General features: G+C 41.4%; 20 protein-coding genes. 9 read left to right on the top strand and 11 right to left on the bottom strand.

What is annotated here, in order from left to right:
* Nucleotides 1-58: 58 nt before the first annotated feature.
* Nucleotides 59-766, top strand: a complete 708-nt coding sequence (locus H6G18_RS01135; RefSeq protein WP_190405234.1) for a 16S rRNA (uracil(1498)-N(3))-methyltransferase — start codon at nucleotides 59-61, stop codon at nucleotides 764-766.
* Between the two features lie 70 nt (nucleotides 767-836).
* Here the strand turns inward: H6G18_RS01135 and acsF are convergent, their stop codons facing one another.
* From acsF to H6G18_RS01120, 3 genes are all read right to left on the bottom strand, one after another.
* Nucleotides 837-1,913: a magnesium-protoporphyrin IX monomethyl ester (oxidative) cyclase gene (gene acsF / locus H6G18_RS01130; RefSeq protein WP_190405233.1), complete on the bottom strand. Its 1,077-nt coding sequence runs from the start codon at nucleotides 1,911-1,913 to the stop codon at nucleotides 837-839.
* A 362-nt stretch (nucleotides 1,914-2,275) separates the two neighbouring features.
* Nucleotides 2,276-2,539, bottom strand: coding sequence for a ferredoxin-thioredoxin reductase variable chain (locus H6G18_RS01125; protein WP_190405232.1), 264 nt, complete (start codon nucleotides 2,537-2,539; stop codon nucleotides 2,276-2,278).
* A gap of 647 nt (nucleotides 2,540-3,186) precedes the next feature.
* Nucleotides 3,187-5,130, bottom strand: a complete 1,944-nt coding sequence (locus tag H6G18_RS01120) for a PP2C family protein-serine/threonine phosphatase (RefSeq protein WP_190405231.1) — start codon at nucleotides 5,128-5,130, stop codon at nucleotides 3,187-3,189.
* 255 nt (nucleotides 5,131-5,385) lie between these two features.
* On the opposite strand from H6G18_RS01120, the gene H6G18_RS01115 reads away from it, so the two are divergent.
* Nucleotides 5,386-5,820 carry an NfeD family protein gene (locus H6G18_RS01115; protein ID WP_190405230.1) on the top strand — a complete coding sequence of 145 codons (435 nt, stop codon included), beginning with the start codon at nucleotides 5,386-5,388 and terminating at the stop codon, nucleotides 5,818-5,820.
* 39 nt (nucleotides 5,821-5,859) lie between these two features.
* A complete protein-coding gene (locus H6G18_RS01110; protein WP_190405229.1) occupies nucleotides 5,860-6,828 on the top strand; it encodes an SPFH domain-containing protein in 969 nt (322 codons plus the stop codon).
* A gap of 16 nt (nucleotides 6,829-6,844) precedes the next feature.
* Here the strand turns inward: H6G18_RS01110 and H6G18_RS01105 are convergent, their stop codons facing one another.
* Nucleotides 6,845-7,249: a Fur family transcriptional regulator gene (locus H6G18_RS01105; protein ID WP_190405228.1), complete on the bottom strand. Its 405-nt coding sequence runs from the start codon at nucleotides 7,247-7,249 to the stop codon at nucleotides 6,845-6,847.
* A gap of 145 nt (nucleotides 7,250-7,394) precedes the next feature.
* Between H6G18_RS01105 and purS the strand changes: the two genes are divergently transcribed.
* From purS to H6G18_RS01090, 3 genes are all read left to right on the top strand, one after another.
* Complete coding sequence (purS, locus tag H6G18_RS01100; RefSeq protein ID WP_190405227.1) at nucleotides 7,395-7,673, top strand: phosphoribosylformylglycinamidine synthase subunit PurS; 279 nt, start codon at nucleotides 7,395-7,397, stop codon at nucleotides 7,671-7,673.
* 73 nt (nucleotides 7,674-7,746) lie between these two features.
* Nucleotides 7,747-8,421 (top strand): phosphoribosylformylglycinamidine synthase subunit PurQ, encoded by a 675-nt coding sequence (gene purQ, locus H6G18_RS01095; RefSeq protein WP_190405226.1) that lies wholly within the window; start codon nucleotides 7,747-7,749, stop codon nucleotides 8,419-8,421.
* Nucleotides 8,422-8,785: 364 nt separating this feature from the next.
* Nucleotides 8,786-10,702: a hypothetical protein gene (locus tag H6G18_RS01090; protein WP_190405225.1), complete on the top strand. Its 1,917-nt coding sequence runs from the start codon at nucleotides 8,786-8,788 to the stop codon at nucleotides 10,700-10,702.
* Between the two features lie 180 nt (nucleotides 10,703-10,882).
* Here H6G18_RS01090 and H6G18_RS01085 read toward each other — a convergent pair whose 3' ends face one another.
* The 4 genes from H6G18_RS01085 to H6G18_RS01070 all read right to left on the bottom strand — a co-directional run bounded on the left by H6G18_RS01085 (nucleotide 10,883) and on the right by H6G18_RS01070 (nucleotide 15,820).
* Entirely contained in the window at nucleotides 10,883-11,521 is a 639-nt protein-coding gene (locus H6G18_RS01085; protein ID WP_190405224.1) for a Uma2 family endonuclease, read from the bottom strand.
* An 84-nt stretch (nucleotides 11,522-11,605) separates the two neighbouring features.
* Entirely contained in the window at nucleotides 11,606-13,120 is a 1,515-nt protein-coding gene (gene trpE, locus H6G18_RS01080) for an anthranilate synthase component I (RefSeq protein ID WP_190405223.1), read from the bottom strand.
* A gap of 136 nt (nucleotides 13,121-13,256) precedes the next feature.
* Nucleotides 13,257-13,676: a photosystem I reaction center subunit II PsaD gene (locus tag H6G18_RS01075; protein ID WP_190405222.1), complete on the bottom strand. Its 420-nt coding sequence runs from the start codon at nucleotides 13,674-13,676 to the stop codon at nucleotides 13,257-13,259.
* A 134-nt stretch (nucleotides 13,677-13,810) separates the two neighbouring features.
* Nucleotides 13,811-15,820 carry a DICT sensory domain-containing protein gene (locus H6G18_RS01070; RefSeq protein ID WP_190405221.1) on the bottom strand — a complete coding sequence of 670 codons (2,010 nt, stop codon included), beginning with the start codon at nucleotides 15,818-15,820 and terminating at the stop codon, nucleotides 13,811-13,813.
* A 1,205-nt stretch (nucleotides 15,821-17,025) separates the two neighbouring features.
* Between H6G18_RS01070 and H6G18_RS01065 the strand changes: the two genes are divergently transcribed.
* Both H6G18_RS01065 and H6G18_RS24570 read left to right on the top strand, forming a co-directional pair.
* Nucleotides 17,026-19,296, top strand: coding sequence for an amylo-alpha-1,6-glucosidase (locus H6G18_RS01065; protein WP_190405220.1), 2,271 nt, complete (start codon nucleotides 17,026-17,028; stop codon nucleotides 19,294-19,296).
* 199 nt (nucleotides 19,297-19,495) lie between these two features.
* On the top strand, nucleotides 19,496-19,786 hold the full coding sequence (locus tag H6G18_RS24570; protein ID WP_206757206.1) for a hypothetical protein: 291 nt from the start codon (nucleotides 19,496-19,498) through the stop codon (nucleotides 19,784-19,786).
* A gap of 86 nt (nucleotides 19,787-19,872) precedes the next feature.
* Here the strand turns inward: H6G18_RS24570 and H6G18_RS01060 are convergent, their stop codons facing one another.
* Both H6G18_RS01060 and H6G18_RS01055 read right to left on the bottom strand, forming a co-directional pair.
* Nucleotides 19,873-20,223, bottom strand: coding sequence for a DUF2973 domain-containing protein (locus H6G18_RS01060; RefSeq protein WP_190405219.1), 351 nt, complete (start codon nucleotides 20,221-20,223; stop codon nucleotides 19,873-19,875).
* Nucleotides 20,224-20,464: 241 nt separating this feature from the next.
* Nucleotides 20,465-20,782 (bottom strand): DUF2605 domain-containing protein, encoded by a 318-nt coding sequence (locus H6G18_RS01055; RefSeq protein ID WP_190405218.1) that lies wholly within the window; start codon nucleotides 20,780-20,782, stop codon nucleotides 20,465-20,467.
* A gap of 408 nt (nucleotides 20,783-21,190) precedes the next feature.
* Between H6G18_RS01055 and thrS the strand changes: the two genes are divergently transcribed.
* The gene (gene thrS / locus H6G18_RS01050) at nucleotides 21,191-23,038 is read left to right on the top strand and encodes a threonine--tRNA ligase (protein WP_190405217.1); all 1,848 of its coding nucleotides are present in this window, start codon (nucleotides 21,191-21,193) and stop codon (nucleotides 23,036-23,038) included.
* 167 nt (nucleotides 23,039-23,205) lie between these two features.
* Here thrS and H6G18_RS01045 read toward each other — a convergent pair whose 3' ends face one another.
* The gene (locus H6G18_RS01045) at nucleotides 23,206-24,705 is read right to left on the bottom strand and encodes an aromatic ring-hydroxylating dioxygenase subunit alpha (RefSeq protein WP_190405216.1); all 1,500 of its coding nucleotides are present in this window, start codon (nucleotides 24,703-24,705) and stop codon (nucleotides 23,206-23,208) included.
* Between the last annotated feature and the right edge of the window lie 509 nt (nucleotides 24,706-25,214).

The raw sequence follows: 25,214 nt of genomic DNA, 5'->3' as shown, positions 1-25,214 counted from the left end.
GGAGTCAAGATTTACTGAACTTTTACTCCCTACTTCCTCACTTGTTTTATAAAATCTCATGGCTCAATTACAACGAATTACGATCACCCCCTCCCAACTCCAACAACAGCAAATTTTCCTCACACCCCAACAACAACATTACTTAAGGCGAGTACTGCGCTTGTGTGAAGGCGATCGCTTGATTGTGATGGATGGATTGGGGAAATGGTGGTTAGCCGAGATAGCTGGGGAACAAGCCCAGGTTTTAGAAGAATTAGCTGTAGAAACCGAATTACCTATAGCAATTACGCTAATGATTGCTTTACCTAAAGGCAGTGGATTTGATGACGTTGTGCGTAGTTGTACGGAGATGGGTGTCGCTAGCGTTGCTCCAATATTGAGCGATCGCACTTTACTAAATCCGAGTCCGCAAAAGCTGGAACGTTGGCGACGTATTGCAGCAGAAGCTGCTGAACAATCGGAGCGTGCATTTGTACCGACGATTTTAGAACCTGTGACTTTTAGTCATGCAGTGACCAATGTTACAGCCACCCACAGCTATATTTGTGAGGCGCGTGGTGAATACGACCATTTGAAAAATGCTATTACACAAATATCAGGGGAAATAGCGATTGCTATAGGGCCAGAGGGAGGATGGACAGACAGAGAACTAGAGGAAGCGATCGCCTGTAGCTTTCAACCAGTATCCCTTGGTAGGCGCATCCTCCGAGCAGTCACAGCCCCATTAGTAGCCTTATCTCTAATTAGCGCAGCTTGTGAGGCATAGGAAAATTCAAAAAATAAAAAGTGGCTCTGTATGTCACAGAACCACTCAAGTATTTGCAAAAATTTACAAATTAGCGAGCCGCGCCTTGGGCGGAAACTGCATCAATTGGCTTCATCAAAAACAGGCGCAATAATTGCCAGCCAATAGAGATGAAAGCAGGAATTTTTTGGAAAAATTGCAGGAATTTGGGCGTATTGGAGTTAACGATCGCACTCAATTTTTCGCTATTCTCAATACAAATATCCAAACGCTCATAAAACTCTGGGCTATCCACATCCAAAATCACAGGGAAGACTCTACCTGCTGTTTCGTTGGTCTTCTTAATCACGTAGATGTCATATTCCCGTGCATCTAGACCAATTGAGGCGTAGAAGTCCTTACGCTGGATGTCGTTGAGATACATTGTGGCAAACACTGACAACAAGAAGAAGCGACTCCACAGTTTCGCCTTCCAGTCATTCAACATTTGCGGCTGAGATTTCATAATCGCATCAAAGAAATCTCCATGACGGTTTTCATCCTGACACCAGTTTTCAAAGAACCGGAAAATTGGATAAATTCTGTCTTCAGGATTTGCTTCTAAGTGGCGATAAATGGTGATATAGCGCCAGTAACCGATCTTTTCAGAAAGGTAAGTAGCGTAGAAAATGAATTTTGGTTTAAAGAAGGTATAACTGCGGCTCTTAGTTAAAAACCCTAAGTCTAGAGACAGGTTAAAGTCTGACATCGCTTTGTTCAAAAAGCCCGCATGACGTGCTTCATCCCGTGACATCAGGTTAAAGCACTCTGCCAAAACAGGACTTTTGTCTTTCAAACGACGACCGAGTTCTTTGTAAAGCAAAAAGCCGGAGAATTCTGCCGTACAAGACCGTTCGAGAAATTCCACGAACAAGCGGCGAGTATCCCCATCAACGTGATCCCAGGATTGTTCAAACTCGGCATCCCGAACAAAGTGATGGCGATTATAGTCCGCGCGGAATTCTTCCAGAATGGCTCTTAACTCATCCTCATTAACAGAGATGTCCATCCGCGCCATCTCATCAAAATCAGTGGTGTAAAACCGGGGTGTTAACAGAGTTTCTTTGGCCGGAACTTTAATCCCTGGACGGATTTCTTCAAAGCCTGGCTTTTTTAGGGAATCTACCATGTCCTAATTGCTCTTTTGTCTTGATTATCTTGAGTACACCAGAAGAGCCAAAGTTTAGGCTCTCACAAGGCGCAACAGCCGACAATAATTAATTTGTATAAATTTCAGTCTACCAAGGTACAGAGGGAAACTGGTAGGTAAAACGTTAAGAGTTGCAACAATAGTTCAAGATTCGCAGAATCCCTTGATGAATTGTCAACTAAGAGGCAGCGAGCAGGGGGGAAAGTTTATTTTATCCCCTACACCCTTACACCGCTAAACCCTAAGCAAGGGTTTTTTGGGCAAAGTGTAAACAACCTACACGCTGTTGTGGATCAAATCAGAAACCTATATCTACTCCACTACTGAAAAATGATGGTATTTCAAATAACCTCTAACTCATTTTCGCGTAGGTGAGCTTTAAACTTTTTACTAAACTGGACGAGCAAGGGTAAGTTAGCACTAACAGGTCTACCTTGCCATTGGGTGACAATTTCTTTAATGTCGCCCTCTGAGCCTTTGAGGTCAAAAGCTTCACCACGATGTTCAGGATGATGATAAACTACCACCGATTCTTTAACACGGACGCGATCGCCAACTTTCATAACAAAATTCACACCTTTTTCGACAAGTATCTCCACAGCCATCCCTCACTGAACTTTTTGACCAATAGTCTTGTTGACAACAGCAACTCCCATAGCACTAATACCAATTCAAAATTCGTCTTGAAAAGTTTCCTACGGCGGGAAACCCGCCTACAGAACTTTCCGCAAAATTCAAAATTAAGAAAGGCAAACAGAATAAGGGTATGTCCGTATGTATCTGTCACATTCTTTTTCGAATTGGTATAAATATTTACAGATGTTCCGTTTTCACCTCTGTAACTGCTATACAAACAAAGCCTGCCTGTGCAGGCTTTGAGCGCAATTAGTCAGCAACATGAGAATTTCTGAGTAGACTTATATATATTGACAAGCAAGTAGGAAAACTTATTTTTTCCTAGTCCCTGAGGTAACAAGGCAAAAACTCCGAGCAGTGATTTCCGCCGAGCAGTAAGCTCATTGGCTGGAGAATCTTGCTTGTGTTTTTTAAAGCAATTGTCCACGCTCACAGGTATCTCAGAAGTACTTTTGAGAGTATGAATATGCTCACGGCGAGTAAAAACTCACTTTGCTTTTGCTGTGCGCTTTAACGACAGAATCAATTCTACAATAAATAGTCATTAGTCCATAATCATTGGTCATTGGTCAACAGTTATTCTCCCCTGCTCCCTGCCTCTTTGCCTCTTTGCCTCTCACCTACTCGGCGGACAATATTGCTGTACTCCTGGGGGCAGTTTTTGACACATCTGCTGAAATGTTTGGGGATTTAGTTGCCACCAAGCAAATAATCCTAAACCTGTACCGCCTACTAACAATGCTAATAATCCCCCAACTAGTACTAAAGGTTTACGGCGGCTACTTGGTTTTGGTACTGGGGGGGGACTGGGTTCGTCGGGTAGTTCCAAATCTAGTAGTGCTTGAGAACTTTCCGTCAAGATAGATTCTTCTGGATATGTTTCTAATTCTGCTGGTTCTGCTTCTGAAACCTTTACCAGTGGTTGTGGTGGTGTGATTGGCACTAAATATTCTTTAGAAATACGACACAGAGTCAATACAACAGAGATGTTGTCATGACCATTTTTTTCATTGGCAAGATTAATCCAATGGTGGGTAGCATCTTCAACTGTCATCTGACCAGTTAACAGTGGTACGGCGTAATCTTGCCAAGAATTTTCTACCCAGTTGTGATCACTTAACCCATCAGAACACAGTAATAAAATCCCGTCTTCATCGATGATAAATCGCTTAATCATCAGTCGCAGAGATTCCGCATCTCTTGTTCCTAAAGCTTGAGTTAGGGCATTGGCATCAGGCCTTTGGAGGGCTTGCCGATACAAACTCCGGCCCAGGCGGACTTCCCTGGTGATGACATCATCATCTACTGTGAGTAGTTGGCAGTAGTTACGAGTTATCCAATAAGCACGGCTATCACCCACATTAGCCAAATAAAGCTCATGGGCATTATCTGATTGCCATCCAGAGGTGGTTAATACTCGTTGGGGTACTTGTAATGCCATCACCAGAGTTGTAGCCATGCGTTCTCGACCTTGGCGCTTTTGTTCATCATTACGGGAACTAATCAGGTTGTTAGCTACGCGCAAACTAGCTTCTATTTGTTCCTGCAACAATTTAGGCGGGACAATTTCAGTTTGTGCTGTCACCTCGGACAGTAAAGCACGCATCTGTAATTTCAAAGACTGCACCGCCAATTGACTGGCTACTTCGCCCCCTTGATGTCCGCCAATACCATCGCAAACGATCGCCAAATTTGGTACTAATAATTCAGGGGAATCAACAGCAGTGTTGGGGTAGCAAGTATCTTCATTTTGTGTGAGTTGGGGGCCTGTATCTGTTGCTCCTGCTATGTTTATAGTTAAGGGTAATTCTCCGGCTGCTGCAAGTAATAAAGCATTGAGTTGAGTAGCAATAGTTTCTAACTCTACTTCTGAGTTAGCCATCTGCTGGAGGATGTTTTGCAACTCTGGGGTGACTGGTGTTTGGCCTAACTCCAGTAACGGTTGCCAGGAATAGCTTAAATCTCTTAAATTAGGCTGTTCTGTGGCTATTGTGGGGTTCAGTTCCAACAGTCGCACACACCAGCCTTGGACTCGTAAATTATCTGATCTCAGCAAATTGTGAACTAGCCCTAATTCCAGTAAAGGTGTCCACAGTTGAAGAATTTGCCATAACCAATAAACCTGTCTGACTGGTTTGGCTTGCTCCCAGGCATCAATGATAGTTGGATAGAGATTGCCTTCTTGGTCTATGGGGACATTTTCTAATAAGAGGATATCGTCTGTGCCTTCTTGCCAAGAGGGAACAAAACCATAAACTTGGGGGAGATGCGATCGCTCTGGATACAAGCGAAGATAGGGAATAACATCTGGAGGTAATTCTTGTGGTGCTTCTGGTGGGAGTCCTGGTTGAGTATCTAACCAAACCTGTGGGCTAATTACCTCATATCTATCTACTACTTTTGTACCTAGTGGAATTTCGGTTGCTAATGAGCCAGTAGCCCAAAGATAACGGTGGACTAGAGGAGTTTGACAACTGCTACAAAATCTCTCTCCTACGGGATTAACCGGATGATCACAGTTTTGATTTATGCAATAAATTATTCGTTCGCTAGAAAGCATATAGGTATAAATTTAAAAATTAAATTAACTCGTGAAGTTCGATTAACTTTAGCTGTCAAAGGCTTGAAGGCTAGAATAGACTGGTTTTGTGTACCTGTGGCTACACATTGTTACTGATTTTAATCAAATTCAATAGTCATTAGTCATGAGTCAACAGTCAACAGTCATGAGTTAAGAGCCAAAAATTAGGGTTTTGATTATGGACTATGGACGATAGACGATAGGCTATGGACTATAGACTATGGACTATAGACTATGCCAATTTATACCTTAATCTGGCTAGTAGCAGGAGCAGTTCTTTGTTTAATGGAACTGTTCTTCCCGTCGGCTTTTGTCGAATTTATGATGGGGATTAGTGCTTTAATTGTGGCGCTACTGTCTCAAATTGGTGTGTCCAGTATATGGCTGCAAGTTGTAGCGTGGTTATTAATCTCTACAACTTTGATTGTCCTTTCCCGACGGTTTTTGCAACCACGACGACGTAAGTCAAAAATTCAAGATGCGATCGTCGCAGAAACTTTAACAGAAATTCCACCTAGACAATCAGGGCGAGTTTTATACGAAGGAAATTCTTGGCGGGCAAAATGTGACGACGACCAAATAACCATTGCGCCTCACCAAAGGGTCTATGTAGTCAGAAGAGAAGGTACTACTTTAATTGTGATGCCAGAAAATTTGTTGCAAATGTAGCGTTGTACACAACGTCTCTTAAATAACAGGAGATTTACAATGGATCAGTTATTTTTACTCATTGTTTTAGCGCTTGGTGGTTCTGCTGTAGCGGGGTCTGTGAAAGTTATTAATCAAGGTAATGAAGTATTAGTAGAAAGATTGGGTAGCTATAACAAAAAGCTAGAACCTGGGCTAAATTTTGTCATTCCCTTTATCGATAAAACTGTTTATAAAGAAACTATCAGAGAAAAGGTTTTAGATATTCCGCCCCAAAAATGTATTACCCGTGACAACGTAGGCATTGAAGTAGACGCAGTGGTTTACTGGCGGATTGTGGATATGGAGAAGGCTTGGTACAAAGTAGAAAATCTCCACTCGGCAATGGTGAACATGGTACTTACTCAAATTCGTTCGGAAATGGGACAGTTGGAGTTAGACCAAACCTTTACTGCTCGTTCTCAAATCAATGAACTTTTATTACGGGAATTGGATATTGCTACCGATCCTTGGGGTGTGAAGGTGACACGGGTAGAACTGCGAGATATTATCCCCTCTCAAGCAGTGCGGGAATCGATGGAATTACAAATGTCAGCAGAACGCCGCAGACGGGCAGCAATTTTAAATTCTGAAGGTGAACGAGAAGCGGCTGTCAACTCTGCCAGAGGTAAGGCCGAAGCCCAAATTTTGGATGCAGAAGCCCGGCAAAAGTCGGTAATCTTACAAGCAGAGGCGGAACAAAAAGCGATCGTTCTCAAAGCACAAGCCGAACGTCAGCAACAAGTCCTCAAAGCTCAGGCGATCGCTGAGTCAGCAGAAATCATTGCCCAAAAAATCAGTTCCAATGGTACTGCTGAACAAGCTTTAGAGGTGTTGTTGGCTTTGACTTATCTGGATATGGGCGCAACAATCGGTAAGAGCGATAGCAGCAAAGTCATGTTTATGGATCCCCGCACCATTCCCGCGACTTTAGAGGGTATCCGCGCTATTGTTTCAGATCATCAAGACCCGATAATTAATGGTCGTTAGTCAATTGAAAACTCAACTATTGAGCAATTTCACTAACTTGATTCATTTGGCACTTACCACACAAACCAAAAAACTCTAGAGTGTGGTAAAAAACTTTAAACTTATGGGCAGTTTGTAACTGGTCTTCTAAGTCGTGGACAGGGCATTGATGAATAGGGATAGATACACCACATTGCAGGCAAGTTAGGTGATGCTTGTCTTGCTGGGCTAGGCTGTAGAGGGCTTCACCATTAGATAAAGTCCGCACCTGCACTAGACCTTCTAGTTTTAAGGCTTCCAAAGAGCGATAAACTGTTGCTAACCCCATACTCTGATTGCGGTTACGGAGTTCTACATAAATATCTTGAGCAGAAATGCCTTGTTTGAGGGTTTGCAACAGGTTTAGAATGCGCTCTTGACTGCGGGTGCGTATAGCTCTCATAGACTGTTATTTAAATATGCCACTGGATTTAGAAGCTGTTCTACTGCCTAACTAATAAATTAACTTTAACGTCTCAATTAACTTATTTTTACTCAGTTGGAACAGAAAGTTATAGTATAGCGATCGCAGCTTTCACCAAAACACCGTGCAAACTAAGTATCTAGCCAAAATTTTCGTGACGCTTCGTCCTTCAGTTTTAGACCCTGCTGGTGTGGCTGTACAATCGGGCCTCCAGCAAATGGGATACGATAACGTAGAAAATGTACGTATTGGTAAGTATATTGAACTTACCATTACTACCTCTGATGAGACCAAAGCGCGTCAAGATTTAGAGCGCATCTGTGACCAAATGTTATCTAATCCAGTAATCGAAAATTACCGCTTTGATTTGATTGAGGTCGAAACCCAGACCGGAGTATTTTAGAGACTAGGTAAGAAAACAACAATAGCAACTGACCACTGACAACTGACCACTGACAACTAACAACTGACTAATCATGAAATTTGGCGTTGTTGTATTTCCTGGTTCTAATTGCGATCGCGATGTTGCCTATGTCACTAGAGACTTGCTAGGACAACCAACTCGCATGGTTTGGCATCAAGACACAGATATTGCTGATTTAGATGTGGTGATTATCCCTGGTGGATTTAGCTACGGTGACTATTTGCGCTGTGGTGCGATCGCTCGGTTCTCGCCTGTGATGCAGCAGGTGGTGGAACACGCCCAAAAAGGCAAGTTGGTTCTGGGTATTTGTAACGGTTTTCAGGTATTAACTGAAGCCGGACTGTTACCAGGAGCATTGGCGAGAAATCGGGATTTGCATTTTATTTGCGATCGCGTTCCTCTCACCGTTGAGAGTACCAATAGCCTTTGGACTCAAGCTTACAACTCTGGTGAAGTCATCACTCTCCCAATTGCCCACGGTGAAGGGAGATTTTATGCTGATGAGGCAACTTTATCGGAGATTGAAGATAATGGGCAGGTGGTGTTCCGTTATGCGGGTGAAAATCCTAACGGTTCTCTGAATAATATTGCCGGGATTTGCGATCGTCAAGGCAATGTTTTAGGGATGATGCCACACCCAGAAAGAGCCTCTGACCCTGTGCTTGGTGGTAGCGATGGATTAAAGTTATTCCAAGGATTGCTTGAGAAGGTGGTGGCGTTGGCATAATGTTGATCTCCGCACCCAATACGGTTCGGTTAACAGAGTTATCTGTTGAGGCGAGCTGTTCTTGTGCAGGGGGAGAATAGAAGCAGGGGAAGAGAAATTGCTTAATAATAACTCTCTTCCCTCCCCTGCCTCCCCTGCACCTCCTGCTTATCCGAACCGTATTGCCTCCGCACCCACCATAGTTAAACAATATAGAGGCACAGTCAGGCTGTGCCTTTCTAAATTTTTATTAGGTGCTTTTTTTAACTATCAATGAGGAATAAGGTAAAGTCTAAAAACATACTGTATCAATTAATTATCAATTACGTAGCTTGCGTTGCTACGCAGGCGTAAGCCTACCCGTGGGGTATTACGAATTAGTCTAATGTCAATTTCTAATGAAACTAGAAAATTTATTCAATGGATACAATCTTTTGATTATCGTGTTTTAAAAAACAAGGATGATGTAGAGATAAATTTTGTTGTACCGATGTTTCTTCATCTCTGTTATCCAGAGAGATATTGTTCATGTAACTATCCTTTAAATAGTCAAAATATCGAAAAAAATATAGAAAGTATTTATATATATTTTTCTACTGATGAGGCATTAAAACAAAACTCAGAAACATCTTTAATTCTTGCCATATATTTAGAACCAAACTCTAATAATTTTATAGAAGCTATCGAAAGGGCAAGGTTTTATAGTACTTATGTAAAGCCATTATTTTTTTTAATGACTAATGGTTATCATGTGAAAATTTTTAAATATTTTATTTATCATAAAGAAGAATTAATCTTTGATAAAAGTGTTGATTCTTTAAAAAATACAAATATAGCTACAGAATTTTATCAGAATTTCAATTTTAATGTACTTAAAAATATTGATAAAAACACAGCTAATATATTAAAATATACACAATATAGCCTAATAGAAAAATCATTAAGACGATATAATTTACAAGAAATTGTAGCTAATACTGACTTTAGACCAGCTATTTTTCGAGAAGGCGATCGCCTCACTGTTGTCAAGCCTAAAGTAGTCATAGAATGTAACTTACCCAAAGCTTGTGGAGAAGGTAATTGTCAAATTCAATTTAGTAGTGTCATTCTAAGAGGTCTGAAGGCTAGTTTAAATCATCACTATATTTTAGGAAAACTAATGACTGGACTAGATACCCGTCCAGAATGGGGTTGTCGGAGTTTTTTAAAACAATTAGATGATAATGCTTTTGAAGTTCACTTAGGTCAAATAACAGTAATTTTATCCGACTTAGAAACAGCAGACTTATGTTTATGTATTGATATAGTTTGCCAAGAATATCAAAAATCTATTATTGCTTTTGAAAATGCTTTAGAAACATGGAATTTTGAATTTACAGAATTTTTAGGTGTGAGGGGAGTCGTTCTTTTTTCAGTAGATGCAAAACTATGGCGATTAATGCACAATTTTGCCAATGAATTTAATTACGCCCAAGGCAAATCAGAATGGCACTTATTCCAGCAAGAAGATATTTCCATTCGTGTCAGTAGAGGGATTCGTGATCATGCTTTTATTCTACCCAAACCCGTCAATTATTTATCCATATTACCCAACGGCACAATTAACATAGTTTATGAAATAAATGATGTTCATCTCCAATCTTTAGAAAAAGGAGAACTACATACATGGCAACAAGATATAGGCCCGCGCGGAACTTGGACAGCAAGATATACTCAACAATGGTTATTAAATCAATTTATTCCCAAGGTGATTGATTACTATTCCCAAAAATATCATTTATCTGAGGAAGAACTATTAAGTAACATAACCATAAATAATAATAACCGTACCCCGATAATAGAAATTAATGACATTAAAGAATTAATTTTTTATTTGCAATATATACAATCTTGGCTACATAATTACGAAGAAAATATTACAGCTACTTTATTAAGGATATATTACCGAGCTTTGACAAATTTAGTACGGAATACTGATTCATCAATAGAAGGTATGGACTACATTATCCGTAATTTATCTTTAATTGAAGCTGACAATACAAAAGATAGTATTAAAAGTAATTTTCAAAAGTGGACTTTTAAAGATGTAATTTATTATCTAGATGCTCAAGTAGGCAGAATCAATAATTATCAATATGAGTATAGTTTTAAAGCGGTTTTAATCACGCGCATATTTATCTGGATTATCGAACATGGGAAAATAAGATTCTCCCAAGCCCAGTTAAATGCAGCCAAGCAAGCATTACTACCACTGTGGGAACAAAGCCGCTTTGAAATGCGCCATGTTTATCCAAATCGTTAACAATACTACTCGTTCAAGAATATTTGTAGTGGCGTGACAAAGCTAAAATAGTACATTAGATGTAGTATCGCGTCTATTCTAATTTGTTGGGTTAAGTAATCAATTATTATGAAGTTTTGGTTTTTTCACACTTAACAAACCAATATTTTAAGACAGTCGCTACAATTTTTTTTGCAACATTTAGATAATCGTTCCCTGTTCAAATTGGTCGATAGCTTCAATATCGTCTGAAATTTGGATACATTCTTCTAATAAAGCAATATTTAATTTAGGTAATAATTCACTATTAGTAATCTGTTCGTAGCCATGAGTATCTAAAAACTGGGATGGTGTTTCTTCGCGTAGATGGTAAAGTCTGAGTCGATTAATTTGCCAAACCCAAACTTCACTAACTCCCAAGCGATGATAAATTTCTAGCTTGTCAATGCTACCACTAGTAATAATTACTTCTATGGCTAAGTCCGGAATATTTTTTTTCTCACCAATGCAGTAACATTCGTCTGGTTCTACTCCTGCTTGCTTGAGTTGTTTTTTAATAGTAGAACTCCCCATAGGACTGAAGCGAATTCGCTTTAAATAGAGATAGCGTTCTATCAAAATAGCTAAACGTTTTTTCAGATTCTCATGTCTGATAGACGGTGACACAATTTCTAAAATTCCATCTACATAAGTTACACGGTAATGGGAATTATCTGCTAGTTTTACTAATAATGCCTCATATATTTGCCAGTTGACACCAGTAGTAACAAACTTTTCCTCTGGGTCATCAATAGGAGAAAGTTCTGGTTCATTTAAAAGTTCTTTTAGACTGTTGACCATTATTTCTTATCTCCTAGTAGAAATTTGCTAGTGGTTTTTACCCCAAAGATACACAGACTAGAACAAAATCTCTGGTGATTTTTTTCACTGCAAACAACGAATAGCTAATAGAAGTCCTCTAGCTTTATTTAAAGTTTCTTCATATTCTTTCTCTGGTTCAGAATCAGCCACCAAACCTGCACCGGCTTGTACTGTGACTGTGTTATCTCTAACTACCATTGTGCGAATAGCGATCGCACTATTTAATTGTCCTTCAAAATCGTAATATCCATATACCCCAGAATACACCCCCCGGCGGCTTGGTTCTAATTCATTTACAATTTCCATCGCCCGAATTTTGGGTGCGCCGCTAACTGTTCCGGCGGGAAAACAAGCTTTCAACAAATCCCAGGCGGTTTTACCTTTTGCTAATTTTCCCACCACATTACTCACAATGTGCATTACATGGGAATAGCGTTCCACCACCATCAATTCATCAACTTTCACAGTTCCGGTTGCACAAACACGACCTAAATCATTCCGTCCTAAATCCACCAGCATGACGTGTTCGGCGATTTCTTTGGGGTCTTGGAGTAAATCTGCTGCTAATTCTGCATCTTCCTTGGTTGTTTTACCCCGTGGACGTGTCCCCGCAATTGGACGGACTGTCGCTACTACTTCACCTTCTGTATCAAGTTCAGCTTTTACCATAACTTCGGGACTGGAACCAATGATTTGCCAATCTTGGAAGTTAAAGTATGCCATGTAAGGCGAGGGATTTATCTGACGTAGGGAACGGTAAAGGGCGAAGGGGTCGCCTGTGTATTGGGTAGAGAGGCGTTGAGAAATGACTACTTGAAAGATATCACCTGCTTTGATGTATTCTTTGGCCTTTTGGACGCTGGTACAAAATTCTGGACGGGTGAAGTTGCTTGTATATTCTTGTGTTTCCCCTACTTTTGTATTATTTGGGGGTGTCCACTCCAATATGGTTTTTTGTGGCGACACTGGCAAAGATAGTTTGCTGACCATTTGGCTGACGCGATCGCACGCTTTTTGATACGCTGCTTTTAAATCTACATTGGCATCACGTAAATCAGCATAGGCGATCGCCCATATTTTCCGCTTTACCTGGTCAAATATCAATAGGTGGTCTACCTGCATCCACAACCCATCAGGAATGTTGCGTTCATCTTGGGGATGTACTGGTACACGTGGTTCAATCCAGCGAATTAATTCATAACCCCAAAAGCCAAACAAACCACCAATCCCCGGTGGTAGTTGGGGTAACTTGACTGGTTTATATGGTGCAAGACACTCGGCTAAGGCTGTAAACGGATCACCTGTAAATACAACCTGCGAACCGTCACGGTGTGTCTGGGTTGTCGTCTCACCCCTGGCTTCCAACACCCATAAAGGATCACTCCCAACCAAACTGTAGCGCCCAATCTTTTCCCCACCTTCTACCGATTCCAGCAAAAAGCTATAAGGCTCTCCAGCACAAACTTTATACCAAGCCGAAACGGGTGTATCTAGGTCGGCGACCCATTCCTGATACACTGGCACAAAATTACCTTGCGAAGCTAGCTGAGAAAATTCGGAAAAATCTGGGAAAATCATCGGCAATTTGTAAGTGTGGTTATGGGGGATTGGGTACTGGGGATGGGGAATTGGGGATGGGGAGATTGGGTAAGTTTTCTTCCCTGCTCCCCTGCGCCCCTACTCCCCTGCTTTCCCAGTCCCTATTCCCTAGTCTCTAAGCGTCGTAGGTAGCTTTACCAGAGAACTTAAGTTGTGCGGGGCTGGGATTTTCCCCAATGCTGCGGGCGTTAAAACGTACTTTCTCACGACCTGCATTTACTTTTTCTGGGAATACGCCATCAGCTGGGTGAATGAATGTGGTTTCGCCGTTGGGTAAAATCCGGTAAATTTTGTAATCTGTGATTTTGAATTTACGGAGTTGACCGCCTAGAGCAATACCATATTCCTTGCGAGCGATGTACAGGAGGTTTTCACCTTGGTTCATAGTAGCCGCGCCGCCTGTAGGCAGTTCAAAAACTTGCGCTTTGGGGCTAGTCCAGGTGATAGCGTATTTTTCTTCTTCTACTGCTTTTGTGAGCAAGCCACCAGTGCTGCCAGCAAATAGGGGAGTTTTACCAGAAAGTGTTTCCGCCATAAGGGATTCTCTCAACGTTTTTAGGGCATCGTAACACCGTCATTACGATCATATTGCGATCGCGTCATAGTCTGTAACAGTTTTTAGTCATTAGCCCATAGACCAAATCTCATTCTTTAACTGTTTACTATTGACTATTTACTCTTGACTTTTGTCCGACTTTCTTCCTGACTATTCTGGGCGATGGGGACTGTGAAATGAAACTGACTGCCTTGGTCTTTACCAGTTGACTCTGCCCAAATTGCACCACCCCAGCCGTTGACGATTTGGCGGCAAATCGCTAAACCTAGTCCAGTACCGCCTGCTGTGCGGCGTAATGCTCCTTCTTCTTGGTAGAAACGGTCAAAAACTATTTCTAGGCGATTTGGCTCTATACCGCGTCCTGTGTCAGCTACGGTGACCTCTACCATTTGACTACCGTTGTGAGTGGCGCTGATTTTGATTTCGCCTTGTTGTGGTGTGAATTTACAGGAGTTATCCACGAGTTTTGCCAACACCTCTACTAACCAATCACCGTCTGCTCTTACCAAAGGCAAGTTTTCTTCAATTTTGGTTTTAATTGTGGGTGGTTTTTCTGTGGCTGAACGGGTGCGGAGACGACTGAGGGCTAAATCGATACACTCTTGTAAGGTTAAGGATTCTGGATGCCATTCTACGCGACCGCTTTCTAAATTAGAGAGGGTTAAAAAATCTTGTACCAATTTCCGCATCCGTTCTGAGTCAGACAACGCAGTGTTAAGCATTACCTGCTGCAACTCCAAGGGCATATCGGGTTCGGTAGCCAAACTTTCTAAGCATACCTGAATCGTTGATAAAGGCGTGCGGAGTTCATGGCCAGTAATGGCTATCAGGTTGCTGCGAGTACGGTCTAGGGCTTCTAGTTGTTGGTTTAGTTCTTCTAAGTTAGCGTAGGCTTCTGCTTGAATTAAGGCGGCTCCGATTTGAGTGGCGATCGCTTTGACTAAATCCAGTTCTCCTGGTTGCCATTGGTGCGGTGGTGAGGAACAATAATGTAGTTCTACAATGCCTAACAATCGTCCTTGAAATAAAACTGGTTCGATTAACCAGGAACGAATCGCCAATTTTTTGGCAATCAAGGACAAAGTAGGGGAATTAGTCACCCGAAAGTCATTCCAGGTATCGCTGACACAGACACCTTCACCATGATCTACTACTTCGTTGAATAGAGGATTGTTGCTTAACTCCCAGTTTTGACCGCTAACAGAAACAACACCAGGAGTTAAAAATTCATGTTCAATCACCGCTTGAGCATCGCTGGCTTGGGCGCGATAAATCAGACAACGACTAGCTCCTAGATGTTGCCCTAATTCTTGGGCAGCGATTTGTAGTACTTGGTGGGGGTCGAGCGATCGCCTAATTGCTGTACTAATTGAGTTGACTAAACGCTCTTTTCGTGCTTGTGCTGCAATGGAACGGTAGGCTTTATGTAATTTGTACTGACTTGCTTGCAAGTAAGTAACTAAGCGTTGCACAAAGGGGTCAGTATCTATATCACAAGCGTATTCCGTCAGGACATTGGTGGCGGAGTAAATTTTTGTCTCACCAATACCAAATCGCTGACGAGCCTTTAGCACTTTTTTCGCCAAGTCTGGTCGATAAACCAAAATCCTATCTAATAGCAATTGGGCTGCTTTGATACTTACTCCCCGTTCTGATGTCCAAATGCCTTCAAATCGCCGTCCTGCGTCCATATCTAGGCTAGGACTGAACTCTGGCATTTGCTTATTTCTAGCGATGGAGCCAAGGCTTTCTCTACAAACTAAGCAAGTAGCATAATTGTCAGCCACTACGACCAAATGCCACTCTTGACTCAAAGCATCATCAGGCTCAAATGCTACTTTTTCATAGTATTCCGAACTATTAGTAAAATCTGTTTCCGGCGCAGATAAAACGTATATTTGATTACTACGTTGTGCCAATCGCTGATAGCGATGAGCTTCTTGGCGATAGAATCTCTCTCTTTGAAAGCTAGCAATCACTAAAGGCTGGTCTAAAGTCGCAGCCAACACCTGATCTTCCATCGCGTGGGAAAGGGCCGTCAATGAAGCTTTGAAATATAGCTGAGGCCGCAGGTAAGGTAGGGACTGTAGTAGATCACTCAGCACGGAAGTTGAAATGCTCATGAATATCTTTAAGGAAGCCCAGTCTGAACAAGATCCACGTCACAGCTGCATTGTACAAATTACAACGGACTTTCAAGTAAAGTAAACTGTTGCAATATGTAAATATTTTTAAATCACACCTCCATAAAAGCATTTATAGGAGTGCTAATAAATTGGTGTACAGATTTAAGAACATAGAGTCACTAGTAGACCAACAACAGCAATGAATTTTTTTGTCTAAGCGTCGGTTTCTTTGAGGTATAGACAGATCATAGCTACTTTGGTGATCATTAAAATATTGTTTATCCAGTTATTTGCATCGTAATTTTTCCCAAAATAGGCTACTAAGCCCAATATACATTCTCGAACAGCTCTCCTATCACACTGTTGAGAAGTTTTTTGGCTAAGTGGGGCTAGAAATAGGGAGTAGGGAGTGGCTCACTGATGTCAATTTTTGGCAATTTGTCCCTAAAATCAATATTTTAGGGAACACCAAAAAATAAATTATTCCAAATTGACGGTTAGTAGGGTGTGTCAGTATGAATAATTTCTTGGTACAGCTAAGTTTTCTCCCACTGACGCACCCTACCCAACCTAGTTGGATATTTTTTTATCTGGAAGTCCCTTAGGGTGTAGGGGTTGATGGAACTATAATTTTTAGGTTGATTTTATAGTCATGACTCATTACTTTATTAAAAACCTACACTGGTAAGGAGGGGAGTGGGGGAGCAGGGAAAAAAGGATAAGACTTAACTTTTCATTCTTTTCTCAAAACTCTCCATTTTTAACGTCCCAATATCAAAAATCACTCTGCGGCCTCAGCCTTAAATAAGTTGTATCTTAGTTGAATATTCGTTATTCTTCAGGCTTGTGTTGTTTGATTTGGGGATAGGTCAAGTAATACCATTTTGAATTTTAGATTTTGCGAAAAGTTGCGTGGGCGGTTTTCCCTCGTCGAAGCACACTTTTCAAGACTGATTCTGGATTGAAAACTCCTCTCTGTATATGAGTTGTATGATTCCATCTGTCGTACTCATTTTTCAAATTGGTATAAAAATCTCATTTTCCACCTTGACTTAAAGATGCACAAAATTTGAGACATCTTTTGCCACCGACAACTGAAAAAATCTCCACCCACAAGGGGATGAAGATTTTTAAATCATAATTTTGCCTTTTGAAGTTGATACGATCGCAAAAATTTAGACCTGTAAACGGAATTTTGGCTAATGACACCGGACACTCTGACTACCCCGGACAAAATCTTATTGGATGGTAAAACTTTTATCCCCGCAGATCAATTACCGATTCCAGAATGGCCTTGTGTGGTGAGTGAAAGACCACAACCAACTCTGACGGTAAAGGATGATGATTTATTTTTAGTCACAGACACCATCGGGAATATCTCTGGCTGTTCCCTGAATGATGGCGGTAATCCTAGTATGGGGCTATTTTGCTGTGATACGCGATTTCTCAATCGTTTAGAGTTACAAATTGATGGGCGATCGCCTGTACTTCTCAGTAGTAGTGCGGATAAAGGCTTTGCTCTGTCGGTGTTGTGTACTAATCCCCGAATTGATGAACGGATGAAGGCTGAGACTGTAAGTATTCGGCGGGAATTGGTACTAAATGGTGCTTTATTTGAAGAAATAGAGGTGGCTAACTACAGCACAACTACTGTTGCTTTTGAACTCAGTATTAGCTTTGATGCCGATTTTGTGGATTTATTTGAAGTCAGAGGTTACGACAGAGACAAACGGGGTAGGCTTTTACGCTTAGTGGAACCAATCCCTGAGGATGGAGTAACCCCTCATACACAGCATTTTGCCCACAAAGAAGAGTCTTTAACCTTAGCTTATCAAGGTCTAGATGGTTCTGTGATGGAATCTCGTATCCAATTTCAACATCGTCAACCAGACTATTTCAAGGGTTATACGGCGATTTGGCGCTTAGATTTGCCTTCTCACTCCACTCAAAAGTTGGGCTATCGGGTGAATCTGTTCACCAACAACAACTCTAGTTCTACGGTGAATGCGGCTGTAACTTTAGTCCAAGCCAAAGCATCTGAGATGATGGAAGAGCAGAACTGGGTGCAGAAAATTACCAACATTCGCGCCGATAAAAGCATCTTCAATCTGGTGATTGAACGAGCTGAACAGGATATGTATTTGTTGCGCCAATCTTTTGACAAATACAAGACTGTTTCTGCCGGTGTACCTTGGTTTTCGGCTTTGTTTGGGAGAGATTCCCTGATCACAGCTTCCCAAACCCTGATGCTTAACCCCGAAATTGCCAAAGAAACTTTGATGTTGCTGGCGGTTTACCAAGGCAAAAATGATGATGAATGGCGCGAAGAAGAACCAGGGAAGATTTTACATGAGTTGCGGTTGGGAGAAATGGCAAGATGTCAGGAAATTCCCCATACACCATACTACGGTACAGTGGATGCTACTCCCCTCTGGTTGATGTTGTATTCTGAGTACTATTCTTGGACTCATGACCGGGAAACTCTAGAGCAACTATGGCCTAATGCCCTAGCAGCGATGGAATGGATTGACCGTAATATGCGACCAACTGGCTATCTCACCTACCACCGCAAATCTAAACGTGGTCTGGATAACCAAGGCTGGAAAGATTCTGGTGATTGTATCGTAGACCGCCAGGGAGATTTAGCCAATGGTTCCATAGCTTTGAGTGAGGTACAAGCTTACGTTTACGCCGCCAAAACCCGTTTGGCAGAAATTGCCAGGATGAAAAAACGCCTAGACTTAGCTGAACGCTGGCAAGATGAAGCCAGAAGCTTGAAGGAGCGTTTCAATCGGGATTTTTGGCTCGAAGACCAAGATTTCTGCGCTTTGGCTTTGGATGGTGCGGGTAAACAGGTAGATAGTATTACATCTAACCCTGGTCATTGCTTGCTGTTGGGCCTTTTCACTCCAGAGAGAGCCTACAGTGTGGCAGAACGTTTACGCGCCCCAGATATGTTTAATGGTTGGGGGATACGGACTTTAAGTAGTTTGTCACCAGCCTATAATCCGATGGGTTATCACATTGGTTCGGTATGGCCTCATGATAATTCTTTGATTGCTATGGGATTGCGATCGCTTGGTTTAATCGACCAAGCTTTAGAAATATTCCAAGGTTTGTTGGATATGACAAGTCAGCAACCTTACCAGCGTCCCCCAGAACTATTTTGTGGTTATGAACGTAACGGCGATCGCTCTCCTGTACAATATCCTGTTGCTTGTACACCCCAAGCTTGGGCTACTGGTAGCATCTTTCAATTAATTCAAATGATTGTCAATCTAGTACCTGATGCGCCCAACAATTGCCTCAGAATTATCGACCCTGCTTTGCCAGAGTCAATCAGTAAGTTGTCATTGCACAATCTACAAGTTGGTACTACCGTCTTGGATCTGGAATTTGAGCGTTCCGGTGGTACTACCGCCTGTCGCGTTGCTAGAAAACGTGGCAATTTGCGAGTCGTGATTGAGGCTTGAAACAATACAGGACTTGATTGGGTAGGTGTGTGAGGAGATAAGGGTATTAGGGGGATAAAAGCTTTTAACCCCTATACCCATCTATTAGTTATTTCTCAAGGACAAGCGATCGCTGATATCGCCAGTTGCAAGTACAGTTTAACCATGCCAATAGTATATCTGCATTGCAATTGTTAGTAGTGCTGGTGTGATGTTAGCTATGTATATTCTGTCTTTCAGTGGACAAGTAATACTGGTTAAATATGGGTTTAAATCACCTTGGTTCTATAATTCAATTCAAAAAAATAATCACCAAGATGTGGTGAAACAAGAAGTTCTTCGCAACAACTTAAAACAAATCAGAACCCGCTTGGGTATGAGTCAACAGGATTTGGCTAGCTTGGCTGGTGAGGTTGTGCCACAATTGAGCCTGATAGTCAGGGTAAGGATAATTAGCAATTATCTAGACAAGAAAAAACCTGAACATTTACTAAAAACGTTCAGGATATAATTCGGATTAAGCTTTTTTCTTAAACACCGAAACCAAATATTAAATTCGATGCTACATATTTTTATTTATTGTTGAATTTTCAATTGTTAAGCTTCTTCCGAGTTTTCACTCTTATGCCCTGGGGAGGATTCATAAAGTGCATCAAGTTGTTGACGCGCGTCTTCAACATTAATTGAACGCATCACCAAAAGAGGTTCTTTAATAAATTTACCTGTGCTATCTAATAATTCTGGGTGTGGAGTTATCTGTCTATTTGATGATACATAGCCAAAGCCTCCCTGATTCCCAACTTGTGAGTTTCTGCCTGAGTAATTCCCAGCCACGCCAGGGCGCATCCCATCACGGTCAAAACTAAACATGATTAAGTTGCGAATTAAATTAGCAACAGCTATAACAGCAAGAATTGTAAAAGCCAGAATGTAAAGCAGGTGTAACATCGGATTTTCCTCCAGAGACAGCAAATTTTTTAAATTTATACTTTAAACGTTTTGTTTCGCTTATTTATTACCATTGGCGAGGATAGATGCTTGATACACTTAAAGGTGCATCTACGTGTATGTAGGGAAATTTGTCAACATGAATTGCAAATACTGTAGCATAGAATACATTATTTTTTAATTAAAATAATGTTAAGGATTATCTAGCATCACTGCAAGTTATATGATGTCTTGTAATCTTTTAAGTAGATTGCTGAGAACGAAAGCGTGCTGCCACATTCCAGCATTCAGTTACTAATTGATGCCAAGGTGTCATTGTTGCCATATCAATTCCGACTTGTCCCTCAGTCGCAGTAAACAGCATTTTTGCCGTCTTTAGTTCTTCCTGGGCTTGCTTAACTCGTAAGAGCAAGTCTATTTGCTCTTGTTCATCCATAAATGAGAGCCGTTCTGTTTCCAAAAAGTCACGCGATCGCGTAAACCAATAATGAAAATCTTCTAACAACGGTTCTAAAACCGTCTTCAGCACCTCAGTTCCCGATAAGTTCGAGTCTGACATAAATGAGAGGGATACTTCTAATTTCTTTATTAATATTAACTCTATTTACGTTTCTTAACATTACTATATGCTATCTCTAAAGAATTATTTAATCTTTTCTGTAAAAATAAATACAAAAATATTCTCGGCAACTACTTAAGACAGTGAGTGGGAGGGAAAAACTGGGACGATTGACAATGGACTACTTACTCAGCACTCCCCCATCTCAGAGTTGACGACAAGAAGTCAATCGGCTGTTTTGATTACAATGAAAAAATCTCAGACAATCTTTAGCCCCATATTCCTGCTTGATGCCAAAGCAGCTTGGTAACAAGGAAATGCTGACGCAGCAGGAACATAAGCCCATGTTATATTTGGGTAGATTTTAAGAACTTCAATTGATAAATTATTCTTGCAGTCACTTCGCTAATGGTTCAGCAGCCGATGTCGCCTAATCAAGACCCCAACAATCAGCCAGAACAACCTGAAAAAATCTATTTACCTCGTACCAGCGAATCAGAGTCATTAAAAAAGATTCGCCACACCGCTTCCCATGTGATGGCAATGGCAGTGCAGAAGCTGTTCCCCAAGGCGCAAGTTACAATCGGCCCTTGGATTGAGAATGGATTTTATTATGACTTTGACAATCCAGAGCCATTTACTGACAAGGATCTCAAAGCCATCCAAAAAGAGATGGTGAAAATTATTAATCGCAAACTACCAGTAATTCGGGAAGAAGTTAGCCGCGAAGAAGCCCAAAAGCGCATTCAGGAAATCAAGGAACCTTATAAATTAGAAATCCTGGCAGATATTAAAGAAGAACCGATTACCATTTACCACTTGGGCAATGAGTGGTGGGATTTGTGCGCCGGGCCTCATGTAGAAAACACCAAAGAATTAAACCCCAAAGCCATTGAATTGGAAAGTGTGGCGGGTGCTTATTGGCGTGGAGATGAAACCAAAGCCCAACTGCAACGTATTTATGCTACTGCTTGGGAAGCTCCAGAACAACTGGCTGAGTATAAGCGGCGGAAAGAAGAAGCCTTACGGCGTGACCACCGCAAACTTGGTAAAGAACTGGGATTATTTATCTTTTCTGAGCAAGTAGGGCCTGGTTTACCTTTGTGGACACCCAAAGGTACTTTGTTACGCAGTATTTTAGAAGACTATCTCAAGCAGGAACAGATCAAGCGTGGCTACCAGCAGGTTGTGACTCCCCACATTGGCAGAGTTGATTTATTTAAAACCTCTGGACATTGGCAGAAATATAAAGATGATCTGTTTCCTATGATGGCAGAGGATGAAAAAGCAGCAGCACAGGAACAAGGCTTTGTTCTCAAAGCAATGAACTGCCCTTTTCATATTCAAATATATAAGAGTGAGTTACGCTCATATCGGGATCTGCCTATGAGATTAGCGGAATTCGGCACGGTTTACCGCTATGAACAATCTGGGGAATTGGGGGGCTTAACCCGTGTACGTGGCTTTACTCAAGATGATGCTCATATATTTGTCACACCAGAACAGTTAGATGAAGAATTTCTCAACGTCGTAGATTTGATATTGTCGGTGATTAAGACTTTAAAATTAGGCAGTTTTAAAGCGAGACTCAGTTTCCGTGATCCAGCTAGCGACAAATACATTGGTTCAGATGAAGCTTGGAACCAAGCCGAAAATGCTATTCGCCGTGCAGTTGAAACCTTGGGGATGGATCACTTTGAAGGTATAGGGGAAGCAGCATTCTATGGGCCTAAATTAGACTTCATTGTCAGCGATGCTCTAGAGAGAGAGTGGCAATTAGGAACTGTCCAGGTAGATTACAACTTACCTGAACGCTTTGATTTAGAATACGTCGCCGAAGATGGTTCCCGCAAACGTCCAGTGATGATTCACCGCGCACCTTTTGGTTCTCTAGAACGGTTGATTGGGATCTTAATTGAAGAGTATGCAGGGGATTTCCCTTTATGGTTAGCACCAGTGCAAGCGAGATTGCTACCTGTAGGCGAAGTACAGTTAGACTTTACCAAAGAGGTAGCAGCAAAGATGCGGGCTTTGGGTATTCGGGCAGAAGTTGATACTAGTGGCGATCGCTTGGGTAAACTCATCCGCAATGCTGAGAAAGATAAAATACCAGTTATGGCGGTGGTCGGAGCTAAGGAGGTTGAAACTAACTCCTTAAGCATCCGTACCCGCGCTTCTGGGGAGTTAGGCGCTATAGCTGTAGATGAAGTGGTGGAGAAGATGAAGAATGCGATCGCTAACTTCGATAACTTCTAACAATTAGCAGGCTAAGTCATAAGTCATAGTATCCTCAGCTACTTCTTTCGATATCTTGACTGCGTTGTGCGTTTCAGTTGTTAGTTATCCTTGAAAAAAGCGAGGATAAGGGCGATTTCGCCACAAACATCCGGCTAACCATTGTCAGTAATTAGCCGGACTTGATATCAATCATTACGGGCGTGTTCAAATTCGTAGACATAAAATAGCCGACTGAACCTTTTTAGTTGGTATCCTACTACTGCCAACAAGATCCCACCCCCAAGGGCTAACCAAAATTCCATCGGCGGAATAGTGAATACAGATGCACCCAACGCAGCTTGTACTGCTACAGTTCTTGCATCTAAAATCACTGCCAGAAACAAGCACATAGCAGCAGCCACATAAGCTGATACAGTCAGGCGATTGATATTTTTCAAGGCATTTTGGCAAACTGTGCAATTTTGAGTATGGGTTGTCCACACATCAAACAACTTCTGCTTATCTGCTTCAGCTTGAGGTATGTCGCTGCTATATCCTTCTGCCCAAGGTATACCACCACCAGCTCGTTTCTCCAGCCACTTACGCAATGTAATTACCATCTTGTCTTGAGGATTTGGTGTATACACAGCATCTAGCCATTTACCCTTTCTTCTCTGAGCAATAATCTTTTCTTGGTAATGCAGAAATACCACATCTTGGTGCAGGAATAAGGATGCTAACACATGACCCAACCAAGTAGGTAGTGGTAGTCCAAAGAAAGATAATCCTTGGGGTTTCTTTCCTTGGGAATTTTTGACGAAAACTTGGCAACCAATATGACGACACCACCCAGGACGGGTTGGTGTAGCATACAACGCTAATATTAACTGTCCACCATCTTGAGAGGTGGAGACAATTTTCATGTAACAAGGTGGTTGAAAATCGTGAATTGCCTTGACTATATTGCCTTGTGTTGGTTGAATTTCAAAAGCGAACCCATCTTGAGTGGATATGTTGCGTACAGGAATCATATCGTAGTATTTAGCATCCTTGTAGCGATCGCCTATAATCCCGTGATGGGAAACTGGTACATGGGCTGGGTCTGAGACATTTTCCATGAAATAGTCCCATCCATAAGGCACATCGCGGAAGTTCCAAAAGGATTTCACTACCTTATCTGAGTTATCTTCTAATTCAGTCACAAGACGCGGTGTCTGCAATTGGCTTTCTACCTTGGCTTCTTCTCCAGCTTCAGCCCATACCCACAATAGCCCCTGGCGTTCTTGGGTAGGATAAACTACTGCACAGGATTTCTGATTTTCACAGTTCTTAGCCATAGTCTGTTCATTTTCAGACTGGGGCATACTCACACAATTTCCTTGAGCATCAAAGCGCCAAGCATGATAAGCACATAAAATTGTACCATCGGCTTCGACTCGACCTTCTGAAAGGGGTACAAGTCGATGGGGACAAAAATCTTCAAAGCATCGCCATTGAGCAGAAGCATCCCGCCACAAGACAATATCCTTGCCTAATAATTGCATGGCATGGGGACGACTAGGATCAAGATACTCTACTACTGCTACTGGATACCACTGCTTTGTCCATTGGAAGATATTTTCTTCTGTTTGCAATTGCTCGTCAGTTGCGTCATGGGATGAGTTTTCGTTCTGGACATTTTGTTGCAATCTGATTTCAGTATTCATAGTTAAGTTTTTGCCTATTTTAATTTCATGTTTGCGTAAAAATTGGCGGATTGAGGTGGAGATTGAAAGACAAAGGAAGGCAGATAATTAGCTACAAATTTATTAGATGATGTAATTGTTAAATCTTATAACATTTTAGATTTTGGACTGCAAATTCCCCTCTGTATCTAGCTTTTGGGCATCCATCCGCCTTATTATTTTTGAAAATTGCTATTATATTAGGGACTGGTTAAAATATTTCCTATTACTGAAAATATAGTAGTATGTTTATTAAAAATTTATACTCCTTCAGCAAGATTTATCAATAAAATTTTAATAGCAATGAAAATAGGTCTAGAGCCTAAAGAAGTGAGATTTTCATATCCTTGTTGTGTGAGTTATCACATGAGCGTCTGGCTAAAAGTTTGATTTGGGAAATACGAGTTGGGTAGGCGATTCCCACCCAACACTTAAGCTTCAAGAGTAGGTTACTTTTTCAAGAATCAAATCGGATGCCTATAGATAATATC

It is taken from the genome of Anabaena subtropica FACHB-260, from assembly GCF_014697105.1.
Classification (GTDB): Bacteria; Cyanobacteriota; Cyanobacteriia; order Cyanobacteriales; family Nostocaceae; genus Trichormus; species Trichormus subtropicus.
This window is presented reverse-complemented; position numbering and strand designations above follow the sequence as displayed.